Genomic DNA, 23,390 nt, shown 5'->3' on the forward strand with positions numbered 1-23,390 from the left:
CCTTACCGATTAGCCAATCTCTCAATCAACCAATCTCAGGGGCGAAGCTCTCTGCCGCTAGCAGCGCCGCCGCCCTCGTTGTTGGCCTCATATAGACCCCACTAACCAAAACTGTCAACACGACAAAACACCTTTTATGGAATTTTTATAACAAAAAACACAAATTCACAGCCAAACACCCAAATTTACACCAAGCAGCATACACCCAACCCCACAATTACAACCAAAACACCTCAAAACCCACGTCACATATATCAAAATAACACCCCAACACCTTGTTCCGACTCGGAAATTCAGAATCGGAGAGCCATTTTTCAAGAATCGGCACCAAATTTGGCAAAAAAACAAAACCCCGCCTGCGAAACAGACGGGGTTTGGTATTCAATAATGATTCCCGTGAAACATTTTACGCTTTTAATAAAGCTTCCACGGCAGAACCAATTGCCAAAATCTTCCGATCCGAACCATTGCGGCCAACCAGCATCAAACCAGCCGGTCGTTCAGGCATTGGCATCGGAAGCGATAGTGCTGTCAACGCGAACTGGTTCATAATCTGCGTATTGCGCAAATAGAGTGTTTCAACCCGATCATATTCCGGCACATCTTCATCAACCTGTGCAATAGGAACAGCTTTGATTGGTGTTGTCGGCATCAACACAACGTCGAATGTCGCCATCATAGCATCGGCCTGCTTTACCAGCTCTCCGCGGAATGCCAGCAAAGTCTGATAATCAGCATCCGCAATTTTCAAACGCTCACGCAAAGGTACACTTACTCGCTCATCAACCGGCATAGAATGATCATTCAGCCAGTCTTTATGGATATGAGCTGCTTCAATGCCAGTGAGTGATCCTTTATTCGGCCCTGTGCGTAATGCAGATACCAAAGTATCAAAGCTGCATTCGATGAGTTCAGCACCAGCTGCTTCAAGCTTTTTCAGCGCAGATTGATAAGCAGCAGCGACATCTTCTTCCATATCCTGCAGTACAAGCCCCTGTGCGATACCGACTTTAAGACCTGCGAGGTCAATCCTCTCCAACGGCAGCGGCGCTTCACCGGACATAATCGCATCGGCATCCGCGCAGGCCGCTACGGTCTTCGCCAGAGGCCCGACGGAATCGAGCATTGGCGACAGAGGAAAAGCACCTTCCAGCGAAACACGGCCATGGGTCGGTTTAAAGCCGACGACACCATTCAAAGCTGCCGGAATACGAACAGAACCGCCGGTATCAGAGCCGATGGCAATATCACATGTTCCCTCACCTGCGCTAATTGCAGCGCCGGAAGACGAACCGCCGGCAACAAGGCGCGCATCATAGGCATTGCCCGGCACAGGATAATGCGGATTAAGCCCGACAGCAGTAAATGCAAACTCCGTCATATGGGTTTTGCCGATGATAATCGCACCGGCTTTGCGCAAGCGCTCAACAATTACCGCATCTTTGCCCGCAGGTTCAGCCGTTTTACGAATGATAGAGCCTGCAAGATTTGGTTCCCCCGCCACATCAAACAAATCTTTAATCGAAACAATCTTGCCATCTAATGACCCGAGACTTTCGCCGCGCTCTGCCCGCCGATCTGCGGCATCAGCCTCAGCGCGTGCTGTATCCGGATAAAGCTTCACATAAACCGCCTCCGTGGCTTTGCGATCTTCAAGACGTTTTAAAATTGCATCCAGTCTTTGACGTGCCGACAATTCAGTGCCCTCAGTTTTCATTTCAGTCACGATATCACTCTTATTATGCGTAAATATAAAGCGTTAGAGCGACCTTTGTGCGCCAAAGAGGGCGCACGGCGCTCTAAAAGGCCACGAGCCGCATGCCGGATCATGGCCTTTTCACTCTCTATATTAAGCGCCGAATTTAAATCTCATCACTGAGCGATAAACCGGACTTTATGGCTATCGGCTACAGGCAGAAGTTCTGTGCCCGGCGGCATGGTGTAAACATCATGTTTGCCAAATTCGCGCGGGTAATAGTCATAGCCGGCTGGCGGCGGCGGTGCGTCATCCATCCCATTGCGTTCTTCACCACGCACAATCGCAAACGGATCCGGAATAGCGCCCATCAGGCGCCGCGTGTAAGGATGTGTCGGATTGGCAAAAACGTCCTGCCACGGCCCTTGTTCAACGACCTGCCCGAAATACATCACCGCAACACGATCACTCATATGCTCAACCACACTCAGATCGTGACTGATCATAATGTAAGACAGTTGCAATTCGTCCTTCAGTTCCAGCAACAGATTGATGATCTGAGCACGGATCGACACATCGAGTGCCGAAACCGGCTCATCCAGCACAACCACTTTCGGATTGAGAACCAGCGCACGGGCAATACCGATACGCTGCCGCTGACCGCCGGAAAATTCATGCGGCAAGCGTTTGGCCTGCTCTGGTTTCAGACCGACAAGCTTCATCGTATTCTCAACACGGTCATTGAGTTCTGATTTTGTCGTTACACCTTGCAAGCGCAGCGGTGCGGCTAGCGATGTGTAAATCGTCTGGCGCGGATTGAGCGATGCATAAGGGTCCTGAAAAACCATCTGCGCCATTTGTGCCCGCTCAAGACGGCTTGGCCCTTTTTCTCCGGTAATCGGCTTACCTTCAAAATAGATTGTGCCCGAAGTCGGTTTTTGTAGCCCCAAAATTGCCAATGCCAATGTGGATTTACCGCAGCCGGATTCTCCCACAATAGAAAGACACTCACCTTTATGCAGATCAAGGCTGAAATTATTGACCGCGCGTACAGCCTGTGTCGATGCACGAAACAGACCAGCCGTCACCGGAAAATGGACATTGAGATTATCAATACGCAACAGCGGCGTGTTCTGATCACTCATGATGATAGCACCTCACGAATCCGCGTTTTGTTTCAGCATCCACACTCTTATTGACAATGCTATTCTCAAGCGCTGTCTGCGGTGGCACCTTACTCAGGCAGATATCTGTTGCCCGCTCACAACGCGGCTGAAACCGGCAGCCTTTCGGAAAGGCCGAAATAGATGGCACGACACCGTCAATTTCCTGAAGCCGTTTACGTTCTTCCGGCTTGCGTTGTCCCAGAACCGGTAACGAACTCAGAAGCCCATGCGTATAGGGATGTGCCGGATGGCCGAACAAATCCGCTACATTCTGCTCTTCCACCATATGACCGGCATACATGACCCCGACACGCTTACACATTTTAGCGATTACACCAAGATCATGGCTGATCATCAATACGGAAGTTCCGCGCGATGAGCACAATTCCTGCATCAATTTGAGGATTTCTGCCTGAACCGTCACATCAAGTGCTGTTGTCGGCTCATCGGCAATCAGCAGATCAGGATTACAGGCCAGTGCAATCGCAATCATCACACGCTGGCGCATACCACCGGACATCTGATGCGGAAAGTTTTTGACCCGACTTTCCGGTGCGGGCACATGAACCTGACCTAAGGCTGCAACAGCTTTCTTTTCTGCTTCATGCCATGTCGCACCCTGATGAAGCACAAACATTTCCGCAATCTGCCGTCCCACTGTTGCCAGCGGATTAAGCGCTGTCATCGGCTCCTGAAAAATCATCGCAATGCGACTACCGCGCAATTTACGCATGTCGCGACTGCTTAATTTCCGCAAATCCTGTCCTTTAAACAGGATTTCACCGGAGCTGACCTCCAGCGGGCGGTTCAGCAAGCCCATAATCGAAAGTGAGGTAATGGATTTACCGCAACCGGACTCCCCGACCAGACCGAAAGTTTCACCCGCGCCGATTGAGAATGAAACATTCTCAACCACGTTAAAGCGGGTTTCACCGGATACCATATCAATATGGAGGTTTTTAACGTCTAAGAGTGGTGCATCGCTCATGATTTGCGGCTCCTCATATGCGGATCCAGCACATCGCGCAGGCCGTCACCAAACAGATTAAGCCCCAGAACTGTAAAGAAAATTGCAAGCCCCGGGAAAATAGCTGCCCATGGTGCAATCGCAATCAGTTCACGTGCGTCTGTCAGCATGCTGCCCCAGCTCGGGAATGGCGGACGAATACCTAAACCCAGATAAGAAAGGGCTGCTTCTGCCAGAATAGCATCACCCATGCCGAGCGTGCCGATCACCAGAATAGGCCCGATCATATTCGGCAAAATCTGGGTAATCATAATGCGGATATCGCTATAACCCAGCGTCTTCGCTGCCTGCACATAGCCCTGTTTTTTGAGCGATAAGGCAGAGGAGCGGGCAATACGACAGGTCCATGACCAGTTGGTCAGTCCCAGCGCAATCAAGAGACTGCCAAGGCCAGGGCCGAGGATCGCCATAATCGCCAGCGCAAAGATCAGTGACGGGATCGACAGCATAACATTGGTCAAACCGCAGACGAAATCGTCCCACCGCCCGCCGAAATAACCGGCAGAAATGCCCATTGTCAGGCCGATCAGCGTATTGATGATCTGCGAGACAATACCAACAGTCAGTGAAATCCGCGCACCATAGAGCACACGGCTGAACACATCGCGTCCCTGTGCATCAGTGCCGAACCAGAAGTCGCCATCCGGCGGCAGTTCCGCATTGATCAGATCAGCATCCAGAACCGGATCATAATGCGCTAATAAAGGGGCAAGAATACCGGCGGCCAAAATAACCACACAGAGCACTCCGCCGAATAACAGATTGAAACGTAATCTCATGGCGCTACTCGTGGCTGATGCGCGGATCGATGACCGCATAAAGAATATCGACAATCGTATTGATGATCAGGAACCACAAAACGATCATAAGAATAGCGCCCTGCACCACCGGAATATCACGCATCGACACGCTGTCCACCAGCAGAGAACCAAGCCCCGGCCATGAAAACAGCTTTTCGATCACAACGGCAGCGCCCATCAGCGAACCGAATTGCAAACCGACTGTGGTGATAATCAGAACCAGCGCATTGCGAACCAGATGCCATGTCACCAGACGATAGGCATTCATCCCTTTTGAGCGGGCAGTACGGATAAAATCTGCCCCCATCACTTCCAGCACTGCAGCACGTGTTGTTCGCGCCAGCAAAGCCAGAGGTGCAACGCTCAAGGTTACCGCGGGCAGAATAAGATTGCGGATACCGCCATCCCCATAGCCGAAACTCGGCAACCAGCCCAAAGTCAGCGCGAAGAAATACATCAGCAACAGACCAAGCCAGAACTGCGGCAATGACAGGCCGGAAACCGCGCCGATCATCGTCACCGTATCCAATATGCTGCCGGGTCTGAGCGCTGCGATAAAGCCGAGCGGCACACCGATCAGAACTGCAAGCGTCATTGCTGCAATTGCCAGTTTCATGGTCGGCCACATGCGCTCCATCAGCACCTGCGTTACCGGCTGACGGGTACGAAATGATTTACCTAAATCAAACTGCACCAAATTGACGATATAAGAACCGAACCGCTCATAAACAGGTCTGTCGAGACCAAATTCCTTGTTCATCTGCTCAACGACTTTAGGGTCATTACGCCCCTTGCCGTCAGCAATCTGACTGGACGTAAAACTGCCCGGAATAACACTGAAAATGACGAAGATAATCAGAGACACCGCCAAAATGGTCGGTATCATCTGCAAAACCCGCCTGATAACAAATCGAAGCAACCTGTGTGCTCCTTCCTCCGGCATATCGGGAAAACGGGAACCATCTCAGCGAGCCCTCAATCATACAGACTGATTTTGCTCTGCTTCAGGATGATACCGATATGCGACAAAACTAAACTTCAGATCATGCACGGAAAACGAAACCGGTTTTCCGGCGAACATGCTTTAAAGACTGCAACGGAGCCGGAGAACGGATAACCGCTCTCCGGCACGTCTCATAATCAGACCTGATTGCGCTTAGCGGCCAGTTGGTACGCTGTCGTCAACCCAAAGCTCTTCATAAGACTGAATTGCAAGTTCAGCTGAGTTTGGCTGTAAGCCGTGCAGCCATGGCTGATAAGCAATAACCGCCTTGTTGTAGTTGAAGAACCAATATGGTGCTTCATCCTGCAGGATATTATTGGCTTTGCGCAGCAGTTCGTTGCGCTCATCCTCAGACTTGGTCTGCTGGGCAGCCTCGTACAACTTGTCAAATTCAGCATTGTTGAACTTGGTATAGTTGCAGGAAGACTGTGGTGTCTTGGAATAGAAGCACTGCAGCGCAGTCAGAGGATCCGGACCGCTTTCCAGCGACCACAGGAAGGACTGGAAGTCGCCGCCCGGCACCACTTCAGACAGAACGGCTGCTTCAACCGGCTTTGTCTTCAGCTTGATACCGACTTTTGCCAGCATCGGAATGATTGCTTCTGCAATGGTCAGACCATAGCTCTCATTCTGTGTTGCGGTGACTTCAAATTCAAAACCATCCGGATATCCGGCTTCAGCAAGCAAAGCTTTCGCTTTTTCAGGATCATAAGGATATGGCTGTGCAGCTTTGTCGAAAGCCGGTGAAGACAGCGGCAGCCAGCTTACAGCACGATAGGCTTTGTCTTTGGCAAGACGCTTGATGATCAGATCAGAGTCAATCGCGTAATTGATCGCCTGACGGACACGCTTATCCTGAAGCGGCTTTACATCGGCATTGAAACCCATAGCGCGGGTATAAACTTCCGCAACTTCCAGAATGTTCTTCGACAGTTCCGGATCAGCTTTATAGGTCACATATTGTGCAGGTCCGAGAACCGAAACATCCACTTCCTTATTACGGAAAGCAACGTCACGGGCTGCGGCTTCACCCATCAGCATAATGTTGATCTTGTCAGCATAAGGCTTGTCTTTGAGATAGAATTTATCCCACTTCACTACGGTCAGACGTGAGCCCGGCACATATTCCGAGAACTTATAAGGCCCAAGACCAATAGGATTGCTCTTGAAGCTGTCTTTGTCCGCTTCGCCATCCGGATAAATCACAGTGCTTGGCTGCATAAAAATAAAGCCAGGCGCCAGCGCTTCATTCAGCGTGATTTCGAGCGTGAAATCATCAACCTTTTTCAGACCTTCGATTTCCTGCGACTTGCCCTCGGAATAGGCATCAGCGCCTTTAATATTGCTGATATAACGAGCGGCCGGATAGGCTTTGCCCGGTGTCATCGCGCGCTTATAGCTGTAGATGATATCATCTGCAGTCATCTGCTTGTCATTATGGAAAAATGCATCCTGACGCAGTTTGAAAGTATAAGTCAGGCCGTCTTCCGAAGCGCTGACATCCGTTGCCAGATCAAGCTGCGGCTTGTTGGCTGTGCCATCCCATGCATAGAGACGGCGATGCAGCGCTTTGGTCGGAAATTCGTCCTGCGTTGCAGTTGTTGCCTGATTGTCCAGCGTACCGAAGCTCGAACCGTAAGGCGCAACGAAATTAATCGTGCCGCCTTTGCGTGGTTCTTCCGCTGACGCATTCATGACAACGCCGGCCAGCAAAGATGCCGCCATTGTTGAGATTAAAGCTATGCGTTTAATCATTGAGAATATCCCCTCCTCAGAAATTATTTCATAGAAACTGCGGTCTCCTGTCCGCAGCCCTGTCTCTCTGATTTGCCGCTGTCTCAGCGTGCAAATACAACCTCACCGCCGCGCAATGTCATAATGCATTGCGTGTCGCTGAGAATTTCTTCCGGTGCTGCTTCCAGCATATTGCGCGAGAACACAGCAATATCAGCAACCTGCCCCGCAACCAGCTTACCTTTCACAGTCTCCATCTTCTGCGAGAAGGCGCCATATTCCGTATAGACCTGCAAAGCTTCCTCAATGGAAACGCGCTGATTTTCATCCATTACAGTGCCTTTCCATGTCTTGCGGGTCAGCATCGTATAGATATTTGGGAACGGGTTCGGATGGCAGACAGGGCTGTCGCTACCGGTCGCCGGTTTAAAACCAAGATCACGCCATGTTTTCAGCGGATAGCTCGGGCGGGCACGTTCATCGCCCAGCACAGAAATATAGGCATCGCCAAAATCATAGATGAAAACCTGTTGCGGGCACGGATAAATACCCGCCTTCAACATGCGCTGATGCTGGGCATCGCTGGAAAAACCGCAATGTTCAATACGGTGGCGACGATCCGGATCAGGATAGGCAACCAGCGCTTTTTCATAAGCCGTAATCAGCTGTTCAATCGCCATATCGCCGATCGCATGACAGGCAAGTTGATAGCCTTTGGCATGCGCATCCAGCACCATTGCCTGCAAATCTTCATCACTGAGAATCTGCACACCGATATTATCAACATCGTCACCATGATATGGTTCTGACATCCATGCGGTTTTGCCGCCTGCGGAACCGTCAAGGAACAGTTTCACCGTGCCAATGGTCAGCATGTCGTCGCCGACACCGGAAACCAGGCCGCTCTCATAGCATTGCGGCACCACGGATTTACCCGGATCGCCGAGCAGAACCAGCCATGTGCGCACCGGCAGGCGGTTATCACGCTTGGCAATATTATAGGCGCGGATTTCCTTATAACCGGCGATCTGACCGACCGCCGCATCCATGCAGGAGGTAATCCCATAGGACAGCAGCATATTACCGCCATCTTCAATGGCCTCGATAATCTGCTCTTCGCTTGGCTCAGGAATGACAGCGCGCACCAAATCCTGCGCATTTTCAGCCAACATACCGGTCAGCGCACCATTTTTTTGCTCAATCAACCCGCCTTCCGGCACCGCAGTTGTTTCATCAACACCAGCAAGCTTCAGCGCATAAGAATTGGCAATCGCCACATGGCCGCAAGCGCGGGTCAGATAAACCGGATGATCTGGTGCCGCCTGATCCAACTCGGATTTATGCGGATGACGACCAATATCGAGTTTGGTCTGGTCGTAGCCACGTGCCAAAATCCATTCGCCTTTTGGCAAGGTTGCCGCTTTGGCGCGGATGGCCGCCTGCAAATCAGCCAATGTTGGCAGTGCGGCAGGCGTTGCATCAATCCGTTTCAATGACAGGCCGGTGGAAATTAAATGCAAATGCGCATCGTTCAGGCCGGGAGTGGCGAATGCGCCTTTGAGATCAACAAGCTCTGTTGTCTCGCCCTGAAGCTGCAGAATATCCTCTGCTTTACCAGCGGCCAGCACTTTGCCTTGCCAGATGGCCAGAGCCTCAACAGTGCCCTCTTCATAACCGCACCAAATGGTACCGTTGTGTAAAATTTTGTCGGCAATAATCATCCCGCTCGCGGCCATGATGTGCCCTCCCCTTTCATGCTGCTGCAGGTCAATTGCACAGTCTCTCCGGCGTGCAATGCCATGCAGTATTATCGTCATTTCCCGTATGCCGGTTCACATTGCATTCTTTAGCAGAATGGAATACTCCGGCACTTTTTCAATCGTTGACGAGAGCCTTTCATTATACGAAATGAAAAGCAAGCTGCGCATTTGTTAAAATTAAACGTTATTTTTACGTCACTTTGCGCAATAAAGCTGCAATTCGCCGATTTTTATTTTTCAAACACATCCCTATGCATAAGCCTCATGGCCCTATGCATTATTTCGATGGATTTTACAGGATATCTGCCCGCTTATCCGCGGGCAGATTCGTAAAAAAACTTAGACGAGACCGGATTTTGCCAGTTGATGGAAGAAGGAAGCACCGCGTTCCAAAATCTCATCGTTGAAATCATAACGGCTGGTATGCAGTCCGCTACTGTCGCCATTGCCAAGGAAAATATAGGCACCGGGCACCGCTTCCAGCAGGAAGGAGAAATCCTCGCTGCCCATCATCGGTACATCCAGTTCTTCAAAAGAGTCTGCGCCAAAACCGGCAATCGCCACATCCCGCGCCAGTTCATAGGCCTGCTTATTATTGATCGTCGCCGGATAGCCGACAGACCAGTCAAGCTGCACGTCTCCCTGATAGCTCTTGGCCTGAAAACGGGCGATCTCTTCCACCCTCTCACGTAAAGCCACCCGCACAGACGGATCAGTTGCCCGCATGGACAATTCAAGTACAGCAGTATCGGGAATAATATTATTGGCAGAGCCGGATTGGAATGAACCAACCGTGAGTACGGCAGGCTGATGCGGTGAAATATTGCGAGAAACCAGCGTCTGCAATGCCATCACAATACTGGAGGCCACAACCACCGGATCAACGGTCAGTTCCGGCATGGCACCGTGACCACCGCTGCCTTTGACCGTCAGTGTCAGCACATCAATCGAAGCCGCCATCGCACCCGGCTTGGCAGAGAACATGCCTGTCGCCAGACCCGGCATATTGTGAATGGCAAAAACCTGCTCACAAGGAAAGCGGTCGAACAGGCCTTCATCAACCATCATTTTTCCGCCACCGTAATTCTCTTCAGCCGGCTGGAAAATCAGATGTACCGCACCGTTAAAATCGGCATCCTGTGACAAGGCATAGGCCGCGCCCAACAGCATCGCCGTATGGCCATCATGACCGCAGGCATGCATCACGCCTTTGTGCTGACTGGCATATGGCAGGCCGGTTTCTTCCAAAATCGGCAGCGCATCAAAATCAGCACGAAAGCCGATGGAACGATTGCTGTCGCCGCGCCGCAGCGTGCCGACAATACCGGTTTGCGCCAGACCGCGCGTGACCTCAAATCCCCATTTCTGCAAATGCTGTGCGATAAACTCTGATGTCTTGAATTCAGACAATCCGATTTCCGGCATGCTATGCAGCTGGTGACGGATATTAATCAGCTCCGGCAGAAAACTGCTGAAGTCAAACTTGCTCATTCTCTCACTCCCGAAATGCACGCTCAAGCCGATACGCGCATCCATTATCTGTCAGTCATTGTCCCGCACAGAGCCGTATCCCTGCTCAATAAACAGCCGCTAAAAGAATGTGCCTCCTCTTAGCTCAGGCAAGTTTCCACGACTCTCAACTGTTGTAAAACGATGTCATGCCGGAGCAAAGCTCTTTTATAAAAAGTTTTCGTTTGATTTTATATTACAGGGCTTTCGCTTTGCACTTGCTGCAACTGCTGACCTCTCATAAAGATTAAACGCTGCAGTAAGACGGATAAAATCCGCACACTTGCAGACAAGGCTTTTTACGAAATTTGTTGTCACCGGAGCAGAATGTGCGTTTTCCTATCAGCCTGATGTCTGCAGCTCTTCTGACCCTATCGGCCTGCGCATCCAAGGATGTCGGCCCGATCAACAGTCATGAAACCACGATCCTCAGCAAGAGAACGGATTATATTGCCGATCACGGCAATGACGGCTCCACAATTGTGGCACTGGCTTTTTCCGGTGGCGGCACCCGGTCTGCGGCTTTTGCCTATGGTGTGTTGCAGGCACTGGATGACATTGTCATTGATGAATATCCATACAAGCGCCGGTTAATTGAAAATGTAAGACTCGTCTCCGGTGCCTCCGGCGGTGCGGTTGCCGCCGCTTATTACGGTATGACCGGTCCCGATCATTACCGCGATTTTCGTGAGAAGTTTCTCTATCGCAATGCCGAAGCGGGGCTGCGCACCTCGCTGTTACAGCCGGAGAATGTTGTGCGGGCGTTCAATGGCGGCTTGAATGACCGTAACGGGCTCTCCCAATGGCTGGATACAAATCTGTTTCATGGCAAAACCTTCGCCTCGCTCAGACGCAGTGATGCACCGACCGTCTGGATCACCGCTTCCGATATTTATAACCGCACTCCGTTTCATTTTACCCATGACACTTTCGATGCTTTGTGCAGCGATCTGGACAAAGTCCGTCTTGCCGATGCCGTCAGTGCCTCGGCTGCTGTGCCTGTAGCCTTTGCACCGGTTGTGGTGTCTGCCAATCAGAAACAATGCAATTATCAACCACCACTATGGCTGAAAGAGACGCTGACCAATCCTGATGTCTCATTGCGGTTGAATGCTTATGCACGCAGTCTCTATGCCTATCGCAATGATCCGAAGCAGCATTACATCAAACTACTCGATGGTGCGCTGACCGATAATATCGGTGTTACGCCCTTTGCTTTGGCGCGCGCGGCAGCCAGAAACCCGCACGGCCCCTTGTCACCGGCAGAAGCTGTGAAGCTGCGCAAGCTGATTTTCATTGTCGCCGATGCCGGTACGGAAGGTGAGGAACCGTGGGTTAAAACTGTTCACGGCCCGATCTTGCCGGAAGTGGCTGCCGCAACCGCCTATACTGCAATCTCCGCTTCGGTGCGCGATGGTTTTGACGCGCTGAAATTGGCCACGAATGTATGGCAAAAAGAACTCATTGATTATCGTTGTTCTTTACCGCTGACCAAGGTCAAAGAATATCGCGGTACTTTGCAGGGCTGGAATTGCAAGGATCTGTCGCTGATTGTTGAAGCCGTGAGCTTTCGCGATCTGGATGGCCCGACCCAAAATAATCTCAACAAGATTCCAACCCGTTTCAAGTTACCGAAACAACAGGTTGATCTGGCCATTGCTTCCGGACACAAGGCCGTTATGCAACATGAGAAAATTCAGAATGCCGTTCTCGACATTCAAAAATTTGCCAGCGTCAGGAAGTCGGAACAGGTATCACCGGTCAAACGAACAGCCGCATTGCCTGTTTTCCATTAAACACGCCGTGGTTTATAATCAGCGGCCACGGTCTCAAACATGCGGTTATGACAATGCAAGATCTTTTCTCGAACCTGATCCCCGCTCTGCCTGAACGGGAAACGCTCGCCGAAGGTGCAGTTTTACTACGCGGGGAAGCTCTGAGCGTTGAAACAGACTTGCTTGCCGCACTGTCCGAGATAACTGCACAGGCAGCATTCCGAAACATGGTAACGCCCGGCGGTTTTACGATGTCCGTTGCTATGAGCAATTGCGGGCCGCTTGGCTGGGTCAGTGACCGCAGCGGCTACCGCTATAGTCCGGTTGATCCACTGACCGGACAAAACTGGCCGGTAATGCCGGAATGTTTTTTAAAGCTGGCACAAGATGCAGCAACCAAAGCCGGTTATCAGAATTTCATACCCGATGCCTGCCTCATCAACCGCTATGAGCCGAAGAACAAGCTCTCATTGCATCAGGATAAAGATGAGAAAAGTCCGGAACATCCGATTGTCTCAGTCTCACTCGGACTGCCAGCTACATTTCAGTTTGGTGGCTTGAAACGCACCGATGCGGTTCTCAAATATGCTTTACATCATGGCGATGTGGTGGTTTGGGGCGGACCGTCGCGTCTCTATTATCACGGGATACCACCACTGAAAGATGGTGAACACCCGCTTCTTGGCCGAACCCGCATCAATCTGACCTTCAGAAAAGCCGCCTGATTTGAAAACAAGATTTGCAGTGCAGGAACTAAATTCACGCGATAGCCTGTGATCCATTCAAAGAAAGGTAAAGCCGTGAACAAGCACGCCCGCATAGACAAACTCCTTGACGACCCGCGCTGGCAGGCTGTGCTGGAACGCGATCCGGAAGCTGACGGTCAGTTCGTTTATGCCATCAGCACTACCGGTATTTATTGCCGCCCGACTTGCCCTTCACGCCGGCCAAAGCCTGAGCACACAAAAATTTTCGATCAACCGCATCAGGCTGAAAAAGCAGGATTTCGTGCTTGCCTGCGTTGTGTCCCCCAGAGGGTTGAAACATTACAACAACAGCAGTCCCGTCTTGTTGAAGAAGCCTGCCGCCTGATCCGTGATAATGAAACCGCACCGGATCTGAGCAAGCTGGCAGAGCATGCCGGTTTCAGCATGTCTCATTTCCATAAGCTGTTTAAACAGGTGACGGGAATTACCCCGAAAAAATATGCCCAGTCTCTGCGCCTTGAAAAACTGGAACAGGAACTGACAAATAACAAAACCTCCGTGACAGAGGCAATTTACAATTCAGGCTATAATGAAAGCAGTAATTTTTATGCTTCCAGAAACAGGCTTTCAGGTATGACAGCATCAGCACACAAAAAAGGCGGCACCGATATCGTGCTGCATTACGCGATCGCTCCTTGCTCTTTAGGCAAAGTGCTGGTGGCCGCAACCTCCAAAGGCATCAGCTCTATTTTGCTCGGTGATGATGAAAATGCGTTGCGGGATGATTTAAAAAAGCGCTTCCCGAAGGCTGCGATTGCAGAGAGCGGGGAAGAGTTTACAGGCATGCTCCAGACCTGCGTTGCATTTATCGAGCAGCCGCAACCGCATTTCGATTTGCCGCTGGATATTCACGGTACTATTTTCCAGCAAAAAATCTGGCAGATATTGCGCCAGATTCCACCGGGTGAAACTGTGAGCTATGCGGAACTTGCCCGCCTTGCGGGCATGCCTAAAGCGGCAAGAGCGGTTGCCGGTGCCTGTGCGGCCAATCCGGTAGCAGTCGTTGTACCATGCCACCGCGTGGTGAGGAATGACGGTGGTCTGTCCGGCTATCGCTGGGGTGTGGAGCGCAAACGAACTTTGCTCAGCAAAGAAAAAATCACCGCCGATGATTAGAACGCCCTGTGCCAGAATTGGCGCACAAGACTCGCCCTGACCCTTTAAAACCAGAGCATAACGGCAGCTAATATGCTGCCGTTATAGGTGCAAAATAATCAATGCTGCGCGAATACAGAGCGATCGGTTTTAGAGAAACGGATAACCTGATAAGGCTCGCTCACACCGCCCTGTTCCATTCCCGGTGAACCAACAGGCATGCCCGGTACGGCCAGACCTGATTTCTCACCGCCTTCAGCCAGCAGTTTTTTGATATCCTGTGCTGGCACATGACCTTCAATAACATGGCCGTCAATAATCGCTGTGTGGCAAGACTGTAGATCATCCGCCACGCCATATTTGGCTTTAACCGGCGCCAGATCCTCAATATTATACTCTTTGATCTGGAAACCGGCAGCCTTCATATGATCGCCCCACGCACCGCAACAACCGCAATAAGGTGATTTATACAGCTCAACAATTTTGCTCTGCTGTGCCGAAGCAGCTGAAACCATGCCGGTTATCATCAATGCAAAAACGCCAGCGCCGACCATAGATTTAAGTTTCATTTCAGAAATCCTTCACTCAAAAGAGATGCCACATCCTTTATGCGCTGAACAACAGCACACTAAACACCGCAAACAGCGCCAGATGCAGAACACCCTGAATTGGCGATGTTTTTTGTCCGATAAAACTAAAAGCTGTCAGTGCGACAGTCAGCAGAAACAAGATTGTCTCAACACCGGAAATACCCATCGTCACGGTTTTATTCATCACCAATCCGATAATCAGCACAGCCGGAACTGTCAGCCCGACAGTCGAAACAAATGCACCGAGACACAGGTTGATCGCGCGCTGCATTTCATTATTCAGCGCTGCCTTAACGGCTGTAATAGATTCCGGTGTAAAGACAATAATCGCAATCAGCACACCGCCAAGAGCAATCGGTGCGTTGACCGTTTCAATACCGTAATCAATCAAAATAGCCAGATCATGTGCAAGCAGAACAATCGGCAGGATCATCGCGATCAAGAGTACAGAGCGAATGATAATTGCGCGCTTGTCCAGCACGGACGGAGCATCATCCTGCTGCACTGTCTCTGTTGCGCCGTCAACCTGAACCGTCATACAACCGGCAACCGGCTGCACAAATAAACGGCTGTAATTACCGATCTGCATCCAGAGAAACACAGCATAGACCACAATCGTGATCGCTGAAAATGCAATGGCCTGCACAAAATTAAACTCACCGGCGCCGGACACATAATTCGGTAAGACCAGAGCAAGTCCGGTCAGCATTGTAATCAAGGAAAGATAGCTGATTGAGCCCTGCGCATTATATTCCTGCTCACGGTAACGCAGCCCTCCCAAAAGCAAACAAAGACCAGTCACCAAATTGAGAATGATCATCATCACAGAGAAAATAGCATCACGGCCAATGGTCGGAAATTCGCCGGGGCCAAGCAAAACAGAAGCGATCAGAATAACCTCAATCGACACAATCGAGAGTGTCAGAATGAGTGTGCCGTAAGGCTCGCCCAACTGATGGGCAAGATGGTCTGCCTCTCCCACAACACCAAAAGATGCCATGATAATCGTAGCAAACAACACCGCAAAACAAATCATTGCAAGGGTATTATCAAATGGTTCAGCCAGCCATTGCTTGCCCCAAATGGCAAAGACAATAACCACAGACCATGCAATCAACAAACGGATCAGTGTCAGTTTCGGGAAAAGCGAGCGCAGAGATGCTGTTTCACTAGGCGCTGGCATAACTTTATTTTCAGATGCGTGTATCATCAGACCCTTACTCTCCATCAATTCAGCGCATCACGAAACAATACTGTTTCAATAAAGATGCACATTACTCAAATGGTCAAAGCCAATAAGCCCTGAACCGGATAGAGGGGCCGTCCCCGAATGATACTTGGCAGGTCGTCCTGCACTGAGCGTATATAGTGATCATAAGCGGGTTAGACAACTATTACAGTGGCGGCATTTTGCCCGCTACAGCATGATCTTACCATAAACCTGAGTCAGATTAAGATAAAATTATGCTGTAAATATAGAGTGTTAGAGCGTTTTTATGCGCGCAACAGGGCGCACGGCGCTCTAAGCAGCCTTCTGCCATTTCCGTAAACGTCCATAAGCATTGGTATAGGGTGATGATGTATTGAATTGTATCATCCGTCCCATAGTCCACTTTGTATACCAAAGCGTGCCATAAAGCTCGTCATCGGTGCGTTGTGAAATCTGCTGAATGATCTCTTCTTTGGCGAACTGCAAACGGGATAACAGGGTATCATAGGACAGCGCATCATAATCCGCGTAAAATTTTTGTGCTAATTTTCCCAGCTCATTCCATTTGAAACCTGTTTCAGGAAAATCCACCGGCTCTCCGGCAGCGTCCTTTACCAGCCATTTAAGCACAAGCTCATTCCAGCCGGTGAGATAAGCAACCAGATCTTTGACGCTCATCTGCGTGTTCTTCGCATGTCCGGAAAGGTTTTTCTCTGCGGCCAGATCAGCAGGGATTGTCATCAAAGCATGCCGCAGCTTTTCAAAACTCACCTGAATCGCTGTGAGAAGCTGATCTTTCGTTTGCGGAACAGCCACAGGCTCACCTCCAATTTTAATGGCAACCTTCTGAACAAACAGATTTCAAACCACATAGAATGCATAAACGGACTTACACCTTATGTTTTAGTGCGCACAAAACAGACAGCAGGTTTAGAACCGGCATAAACAATAGGGCTATTTCATTTACAGACCGGTCAAAAATACCAGCCAATATTCTTATTCTGCTTAATCCATTTTCCAACATTTCAAATACCGCAACATCAATACAATAAATCGCAGCAAAGCAGATCATGCTTTGTCAGCATATTTCATCAAAGAAACAATCAAAGCCACACAAAGCCGGGCGTTTTACGCCCCGGAAAGGAGTTAGCTATGGCTAAACTGGGTATCCTATTGTGCGCCGGTATCATCAGCATCAGCGGCGGCAGTGCATTGGCACAGTCTTTTACTATGGACAATAATGCCAATTCCAACTCAACCTCCGGCGCAACAGCGATTGCGATCGGTAGTTCCAACACCTCACCAGACCGGATCAGAACTACGGTTCCTGCGATTTCACCGGGACTGGTTGCGGCAGGCGTTCATTCCTGCGCCGGGTCGGCAAGTGCCGGTATCGGCGCAACAGGCTGGGGGTTTGGCATCGGCTCCACCTATGAAATGAGAGAATGTAACCGCCGCGCCTATGCCTCTGCCTTAGCAGGTCTCGGTCATCGTAGTGCCGCTCTTGATCTGGTGTGCCTGAACAAAGAAGTACGCGCCTCACTCAATGCGACCGGCATTGTCTGCCCGTCACAAGGAATAGCTGCCCGTCAGGTTTTCTATCGTACAACACCGCAAGTTGCAGCGGTTGCTATGGCTGCTCCGGCACCACGCGCGCAACCTGCCCGTGCACCAGCAGGCAATAAGCGGACTTACTCAGCAAAGGCTCTCGGTCTCAGCAGTAAGGATTTAGAAGCTAAAGGTTGCACTCTGCGCAATGACTCCCAAAAGGGCCGCGCCTGGTTCTGCCCGCGTCCGGTGATGTGAGCGAACACTTTGATTATGAAAATCAAACACATGACAACAAGCTACCCCTTCGCGGATCTAGCCTTCTGCCCATGACACGCACTCTGCCTGTTCATGGGTAGCGGGGTATATCACCGGATATATCTGGCAAACGGGAGATTTGCCATAACAGTTGGAGGATTGAATAATGAAACGCGTTTTTACTTTTTCAGCCGTCGCCGCACTGGCGCTCGCAGGCGCACTGCCTGCATCCGCACAAACCGTAGAATGGGGCGGCGGGTTCGTCGGCCAGTCTATGGGTAATTCTGCTGTCAGCGGTGGCGGGTTCCTTGGTGCCGGCTCTACAGCTCAGGGTTTTGGCACAACAAACGGATGGGCCACCACAACAGGTATCGGCGGCGGTGTTGTCGTTCCGGGCTTTGGTGTCGGTGCTTCCGGTTCACTCTATAGTTCGGGTATTTCCGGTCAGTCTGGAGCGCTGGCGAATTCAAACACCGGGTTTCTCGGCGGCTCGTCTGCCGCGAGTGCAGCCGGTGGCGCAATGGGCTCCTCTTCCGGCTTTGTCAGTATCAAACCCTGACTATCAGTGGATCGTGTATTTTCTTGATACCGGCAGCAACAGCAATCGCAGGCATCCGGAAACCTACGCATCCCCGCTAAAACAAAAAATAACAGGAAGTTTCTATTTCTTCCGTTTCGAAAAGAATGAGAGTCCGATTCAATAGGATACCCGCTCTCATTCTGTAGGAGTGGAGAACATCCACTCCTACACAATTCTTGCGGGAAAATCGTTCAGAACAGATTTTGATAAATATTGTTCAATTTATAGGCGACTTCAGTACGGTTCGTCGCACCAAATTTTTTCATAATATTATGCATATGAACCTTCACCGTGGATTCACTCATATTCAGTTCATAGGCGATTGTTTTATTGGCCTTACCCTGACGCAATAAATGAATGACTTGAATTTCGCGCGCGGTAAATAATCCGCTTAAATCATGATGACTGGTCTTTTGCGGCTGAGATCTTCCGGTAATGCACGTTGCAGGAATAAATATACCGCCCGCCATAGCCAGATGCACAGCTTCAACGCAGATTTTCACACCAACAGATGTTGGTATAAATCCGCGAACTCCAAGCTCGATTGCACAGACAATCTGCTCCCAGTCTTCACTTTCCGATAGTAAAATAACAGGCACAGGATCCCAATCAGCCTTGAGCGTTTTAATTTCAGCGCTGACATCCGGGTCCGTCACTTTTCTCGCACCGATATGCAATAAAAGAACTGCTGCATTTATATCCGCAGCATCCATGTCGCTGACTTCAGTTGTTTCGAAACAAACAACCGGTATTCTGAGTCCTGTATTGAGCAAACTATGGCGTAAACACTCGCGATCCAGATTGCTTTTGCAGATAAGTACAAGGCGTTGTTCCAGATTTTGGTCTGCAATCATCATCTGACACTCCCCAACGCCTTCGGAAGCTGCTCTGTATTGCATCTCCCGTTCCTCCCCACGCTTTATATTGATTTTTTACTATTTATGACATTTTAAATCATAATATATGCTTCACACTGCATAGCAGGATCAGGATTGCTTAAACAAAAAGAATGCTGATAAACTGAATTATTGCTATATAGGATAGGCTTGTCCTTAATCTAAGTTAACAAAACAGCCTTTAGAAATATAAAAATCGGACTTTATCTGCATAACAGGAAGAAAATACTACATCTTTTGATCTAGAGCGATTTACGTCCAGATTGGATCCTGACGCTCGCTCTCGTTTTTTGTTTGGTCGCATTATCACGACGTCAATTGATACCATTTGACTGTGGAATGCTCTAAAGCGTGTTGCGTTTAATCGTACCCACTGCGCTCGCTCTAGATTCTTTTAATTATCGCATGTTCGCGGTAGCTCAAATGAATACATTTAGCTGCGACATGCTTTAGAGCGTACGGCCCTTGTTCATTTTTGCACCGCGCTCTTATGTCATGAACCTGATGCATTTTCGCGGCATTTATCTGCGAAATGCTCTGTTGTAAGGGGGCAGAAGATGCATAATGAACTGCATAGTATAAATATTACAGTCAGCGCTCTGATTGAGCTGCTCAAAGCACCGCCAATTTTAGCTGATTTTGAAAATATTGAACTGAAAGCACTTGCCGGTCTGCAAGTTGATGAACGCCGCATACAGGCCGATGGCACTATTATCAATCAGGGCGAACGCATCCGCAGTATTCATCTGGTGCAAAGCGGCTGGGGGTGTGTTTATCGTGATCTGTCGAATGGAGAGAGACAGGTTCTCGATTTTCCTATGCGGAGTGATTTTGTCGGATTAAGAACCGCGGCGGGGCGCAGTTATAATACGGTTGCTGCGATTACGCCAATGAGCGTTTTTGAAGTACCGCTTTGCTCTCTGGCCAATGCGATCCAACATGCACCAAAACTGAGTTTCATCCTGATCGAATTGTTTGCCCGCCAACGCTCACTACTGATTGAGCATCTCACCAATGTCGGCTGCAGAAGCGCTCTGGTCAGAACCGCACATTTATTATTGGAACTTGGCGACAGAGCAAAAGCCTGCGGTATGGGAGATGAAAACGGGTTCGACTGCCCGATTACGCAATACCAGCTTGCCGATGCACTCGGACTAACCCCAATTCACCTGAACCGTATGGTGCGTGAGTTGAGGGAGGACGGCTTGTTAATGTTTAAAAATAGCAGAGTGGATTTTTTGAATCGTAAGGCATTGATTGCTCTTGCCGAATATGACGGTGAATTTATGCATATGTCCGTGTTTGACAAGACTATGCCCCGTGCAGATAGTTTATTACAATCATAGATATAAGCGGCTCAAACCGGCAGGAACTTACTCCCGCCGGTTCGACTATTGAATGCTTAACTGCCGGTCGTTTCACGGCGTCCGATACCAAGCAGCTGATAAAGAACCAGTGCTGCCAGTGTCGAAGTACCGATACCACCCAAAGCAAAATCACCAATGGTCACTGTGAAATCACCGGCACCAAAAATCAGCGCGATACCAACAGTGAAAAGATTACGCGGGTCAGAAAAATCAACTTTATTGACTACCCAGATCCGCGCCATTGCCGAAGCAATCAAACCAAAAACGGAAATGGCCAGACCAGCCAGCACGGGAGCCGGAATCGTCTGCAAAATGGCTCCGAATTTTGGTGACATGCTCAATGCCAGCGCAATGAAGGCTGCGATAACAAAGACGAGTGTCGAGTAAACTTTTGTCGTCGCCATCACGCCGATATTTTCAGCATAGGTTGTCACACCAGTACCACCACCGGAACCAGAGATCATTGTAGCCAAGCCATCAGCAAAGAAACCGCGACCAATATATCGATCCATACTCTGACCGGTAATAGAACCAAGTGCTTTAATATGGCCAAGGTTTTCAGCAACCAGCACAATGGCGACAGGTGCGATCAGCGTAATCGCAGGCCAGGTAAATTCCGGCTTCACAAAATGCGGCAAGCCAAACCATGCTGCTGAGCTAACTGCCTCAAAATTAATGCCCGGAACCATACCCATGCCATTGCCGAAAATCAGTACCAGCACATAGCCAAAAACCAGAGCCAACAAAACAGCAACGCGCCGTGTTGCTCTCGGGCCATAGGCAGAAATAACAGCCATACACAGAACCGTCATCAATGCGATAATAATATGCGCATGTGTCCCTTTGAGCTGACCAACTGCAACTGGGGCCAGATTCAAGCCGATAGCAACACCGATAGCGCCAGTCACCGCAGGTGGCATAAGCTTTTCAACCCAGCCGGTGCCAACGCCCATAACAATCAGACCAATGATGGCATACAGCGCACCACAAGCAATAATCCCGCCTAATGCAAGTGCGATATTCGCATTCGGACCACTACCGCTATAGCCGGTTGCAGCAATAACCACAGCGATGAATGCAAAAGACGAACCAAGATAACTCGGGACGCGACCGCCAGTGATCAGGAAGAATAGCAGCGTACCAATACCGGAAAAGAAAACCGCGACATTGGGATCAAACCCCATGATCAGCGGTGCAACAATTGTTGAACCGGACATTGCCAGCAGATGCTGAATCCCCATCGGCACAGCTGCGGCAGTCGGTAAGCGTTCATCCGGCAATACAGTAATATTATCCGTCAAACGCCAGTTAGGAAAATAGGCCATCTTGTCCCCTTCATAAATGCTGATTTTCTTTAGCTATTTGTCATGAAGATTTCTACGATACTTGATATTCAGAATTAAATTTTAAGTCATTATCGTATCGATAAGCACAGCTTTTCGAGCTGCGCATGGCATTGTGTTCCAGCCTAAGTGATAGGCAGTACGCTCATATAGGGACAAGAAATAAAAATAGTAAAGTTTATTGTTTAGTCAAAAACATGAGGAAACGTCTCTGATTATCAAGTAAATTTTCGACAGGCCGAATAGATGCTAAATAAATATAATATTGCTTATTTATACAACATATGACCCTGTGTCTGCGTCGCGCTTATGCGCCGTTCTTCTATCAACATCATGGTCAATACCGTGATGGGCAAACGGATCAATTTACGCTCGAGGGGCATACTGCTTTTTGGGATTTAATGTACTTTTCTGGTTATCGCTCACCGCCATATCCACGACGTTTCCAATCTTGAAGGGGCATAATATCCGGCAATCCGCCACCTGCTTCATACCAGGAATCAACAGCCCAACTTTGCCCCGCGTTATCTTTAATCACGGCAGTCCAATGCGGATAGCGACCATCGATGAACGAACCGCGCGTCATTCGTCGGGCTGGCGAATGGTATTTTAGCCAGCCACGTGATTGCAAGTAGCGCAGGAAACTATCCGTATTTTTCGATTCATCAACGCAGTCCATCTGCCCTTTAATACGAGCCTTACCGAATTGCATCTTTGGCTTGTCGCGCACACCGATAAATGCAGTGCTACGCTCTTCGAATATTGCAATAGCTGCCCGTAATGCGTTTCTTTCGTCAGCTGCACTTCGACTGGCTTTTTGTAACAGATTACGGATACGGATTTCATCTTTTGAGTTGAGCGTAACTTTGGTTCGATAATAGCAATCATAACCGTGGCAAACGCTGAAGGTCTGCGCTGAAGCTAGGTCTACCGGCAATATGAGACTTACAAAAACAGCAGCACTCAATATTCTAATCAATTTCGCACTCCTCGTGTTTGCAGCCCATTACAAGCATCATTTTATCAATAAAAATCAATCAGACTACTCATCATCGTAGAGGTACTGATCATGTGGAAAAGTGGATATTATTTTCCACTCCCCTCCTCAGTTATTTGATTTGCTTTTATTGATTGAACGTCGAAGAGGGCTTTGCATATCTGGCAGGGTGTTTGTGTATTTTTTGGGATTTTGGTTACGTGGTCAGGATTTGAGTTTTTGTGTCCCACTTCGTGGGCTCGGCCTCTTTGTGGGCCCCTGACTTAGGT

At 49.6% G+C, this 23,390-nt stretch carries 20 protein-coding genes; 6 read left to right on the forward strand and 14 right to left on the reverse strand.

Translation table 11 applies throughout. The annotated features are described in order from the left end of the window. Positions 1-406 precede the first annotated feature (406 nt). The 8 genes from QUF18_RS19510 to QUF18_RS19545 all read right to left on the reverse strand — a co-directional run bounded on the left by QUF18_RS19510 (position 407) and on the right by QUF18_RS19545 (position 10,677). Positions 407-1,717: an amidase gene (locus tag QUF18_RS19510; RefSeq protein ID WP_289388954.1), complete on the reverse strand. Its 1,311-nt coding sequence runs from the start codon at positions 1,715-1,717 to the stop codon at positions 407-409. A 155-nt stretch (positions 1,718-1,872) separates the two neighbouring features. Beyond that, positions 1,873-2,841, reverse strand: coding sequence for an ABC transporter ATP-binding protein (locus QUF18_RS19515; RefSeq protein WP_289388933.1), 969 nt, complete (start codon positions 2,839-2,841; stop codon positions 1,873-1,875). Next, positions 2,834-3,850 carry an ABC transporter ATP-binding protein gene (locus QUF18_RS19520; RefSeq protein WP_289388935.1) on the reverse strand — a complete coding sequence of 339 codons (1,017 nt, stop codon included), beginning with the start codon at positions 3,848-3,850 and terminating at the stop codon, positions 2,834-2,836. Before QUF18_RS19520 ends, QUF18_RS19515 begins: the two co-directional genes overlap by 8 nt. Beyond that, positions 3,847-4,668, reverse strand: coding sequence for an ABC transporter permease (locus QUF18_RS19525; RefSeq protein ID WP_289388936.1), 822 nt, complete (start codon positions 4,666-4,668; stop codon positions 3,847-3,849). Before QUF18_RS19525 ends, QUF18_RS19520 begins: the two co-directional genes overlap by 4 nt. A gap of 4 nt (positions 4,669-4,672) precedes the next feature. Next, positions 4,673-5,608 (reverse strand): ABC transporter permease, encoded by a 936-nt coding sequence (locus QUF18_RS19530; protein WP_289388937.1) that lies wholly within the window; start codon positions 5,606-5,608, stop codon positions 4,673-4,675. A gap of 237 nt (positions 5,609-5,845) precedes the next feature. Further along, positions 5,846-7,447 carry an ABC transporter substrate-binding protein gene (locus QUF18_RS19535; protein WP_289388938.1) on the reverse strand — a complete coding sequence of 534 codons (1,602 nt, stop codon included), beginning with the start codon at positions 7,445-7,447 and terminating at the stop codon, positions 5,846-5,848. An 83-nt stretch (positions 7,448-7,530) separates the two neighbouring features. Continuing rightward, the gene (locus QUF18_RS19540; protein ID WP_289388939.1) at positions 7,531-9,162 is read right to left on the reverse strand and encodes an amidohydrolase; all 1,632 of its coding nucleotides are present in this window, start codon (positions 9,160-9,162) and stop codon (positions 7,531-7,533) included. A gap of 363 nt (positions 9,163-9,525) precedes the next feature. Continuing rightward, positions 9,526-10,677, reverse strand: coding sequence for a M20 aminoacylase family protein (locus QUF18_RS19545; protein WP_289388940.1), 1,152 nt, complete (start codon positions 10,675-10,677; stop codon positions 9,526-9,528). Positions 10,678-11,045: 368 nt separating this feature from the next. Between QUF18_RS19545 and QUF18_RS19550 the strand changes: the two genes are divergently transcribed. The 3 genes from QUF18_RS19550 to ada all read left to right on the forward strand — a co-directional run bounded on the left by QUF18_RS19550 (position 11,046) and on the right by ada (position 14,353). Further along, on the forward strand, positions 11,046-12,491 hold the full coding sequence (locus QUF18_RS19550; RefSeq protein WP_374807240.1) for a patatin-like phospholipase family protein: 1,446 nt from the start codon (positions 11,046-11,048) through the stop codon (positions 12,489-12,491). Positions 12,492-12,544: 53 nt separating this feature from the next. Continuing rightward, positions 12,545-13,195 (forward strand): DNA oxidative demethylase AlkB, encoded by a 651-nt coding sequence (gene alkB, locus QUF18_RS19555; RefSeq protein ID WP_289388943.1) that lies wholly within the window; start codon positions 12,545-12,547, stop codon positions 13,193-13,195. 75 nt (positions 13,196-13,270) lie between these two features. Beyond that, on the forward strand, positions 13,271-14,353 hold the full coding sequence (ada, locus tag QUF18_RS19560; protein ID WP_289388944.1) for a bifunctional DNA-binding transcriptional regulator/O6-methylguanine-DNA methyltransferase Ada: 1,083 nt from the start codon (positions 13,271-13,273) through the stop codon (positions 14,351-14,353). A gap of 98 nt (positions 14,354-14,451) precedes the next feature. Here ada and QUF18_RS19565 read toward each other — a convergent pair whose 3' ends face one another. From QUF18_RS19565 to QUF18_RS19575, 3 genes are all read right to left on the reverse strand, one after another. After that, positions 14,452-14,901 (reverse strand): DUF411 domain-containing protein, encoded by a 450-nt coding sequence (locus QUF18_RS19565; RefSeq protein ID WP_289388945.1) that lies wholly within the window; start codon positions 14,899-14,901, stop codon positions 14,452-14,454. A 37-nt stretch (positions 14,902-14,938) separates the two neighbouring features. Further along, the gene (locus QUF18_RS19570) at positions 14,939-16,132 is read right to left on the reverse strand and encodes a calcium:cation antiporter (RefSeq protein ID WP_289388946.1); all 1,194 of its coding nucleotides are present in this window, start codon (positions 16,130-16,132) and stop codon (positions 14,939-14,941) included. Positions 16,133-16,444: 312 nt separating this feature from the next. Next, positions 16,445-16,948 carry a ClbS/DfsB family four-helix bundle protein gene (locus QUF18_RS19575; protein ID WP_289388947.1) on the reverse strand — a complete coding sequence of 168 codons (504 nt, stop codon included), beginning with the start codon at positions 16,946-16,948 and terminating at the stop codon, positions 16,445-16,447. A 336-nt stretch (positions 16,949-17,284) separates the two neighbouring features. Between QUF18_RS19575 and QUF18_RS19580 the strand changes: the two genes are divergently transcribed. After that, positions 17,285-17,938, forward strand: coding sequence for a hypothetical protein (locus QUF18_RS19580; protein ID WP_289388948.1), 654 nt, complete (start codon positions 17,285-17,287; stop codon positions 17,936-17,938). 166 nt (positions 17,939-18,104) lie between these two features. Further along, on the forward strand, positions 18,105-18,497 hold the full coding sequence (locus QUF18_RS19585) for a hypothetical protein (protein ID WP_289388949.1): 393 nt from the start codon (positions 18,105-18,107) through the stop codon (positions 18,495-18,497). A 212-nt stretch (positions 18,498-18,709) separates the two neighbouring features. On the opposite strand, the gene QUF18_RS19590 is transcribed toward QUF18_RS19585, so the two are convergent. Beyond that, the gene (locus tag QUF18_RS19590; protein ID WP_289388950.1) at positions 18,710-19,375 is read right to left on the reverse strand and encodes a response regulator transcription factor; all 666 of its coding nucleotides are present in this window, start codon (positions 19,373-19,375) and stop codon (positions 18,710-18,712) included. Positions 19,376-19,971: 596 nt separating this feature from the next. Between QUF18_RS19590 and QUF18_RS19595 the strand changes: the two genes are divergently transcribed. Next, positions 19,972-20,760, forward strand: coding sequence for a Crp/Fnr family transcriptional regulator (locus tag QUF18_RS19595; RefSeq protein ID WP_289388951.1), 789 nt, complete (start codon positions 19,972-19,974; stop codon positions 20,758-20,760). 56 nt (positions 20,761-20,816) lie between these two features. On the opposite strand, the gene QUF18_RS19600 is transcribed toward QUF18_RS19595, so the two are convergent. Next, on the reverse strand, positions 20,817-22,106 hold the full coding sequence (locus QUF18_RS19600) for a solute carrier family 23 protein (RefSeq protein WP_289388953.1): 1,290 nt from the start codon (positions 22,104-22,106) through the stop codon (positions 20,817-20,819). Positions 22,107-22,539: 433 nt separating this feature from the next. Then, the gene (locus tag QUF18_RS19605; RefSeq protein WP_289387808.1) at positions 22,540-23,103 is read right to left on the reverse strand and encodes a hypothetical protein; all 564 of its coding nucleotides are present in this window, start codon (positions 23,101-23,103) and stop codon (positions 22,540-22,542) included. Between the last annotated feature and the right edge of the window lie 287 nt (positions 23,104-23,390).

Origin of the sequence: Pseudochrobactrum kiredjianiae, assembly GCF_030362795.1 — a bacterium.
Classification (GTDB): Bacteria; Pseudomonadota; Alphaproteobacteria; order Rhizobiales; family Rhizobiaceae; genus Pseudochrobactrum; species Pseudochrobactrum kiredjianiae.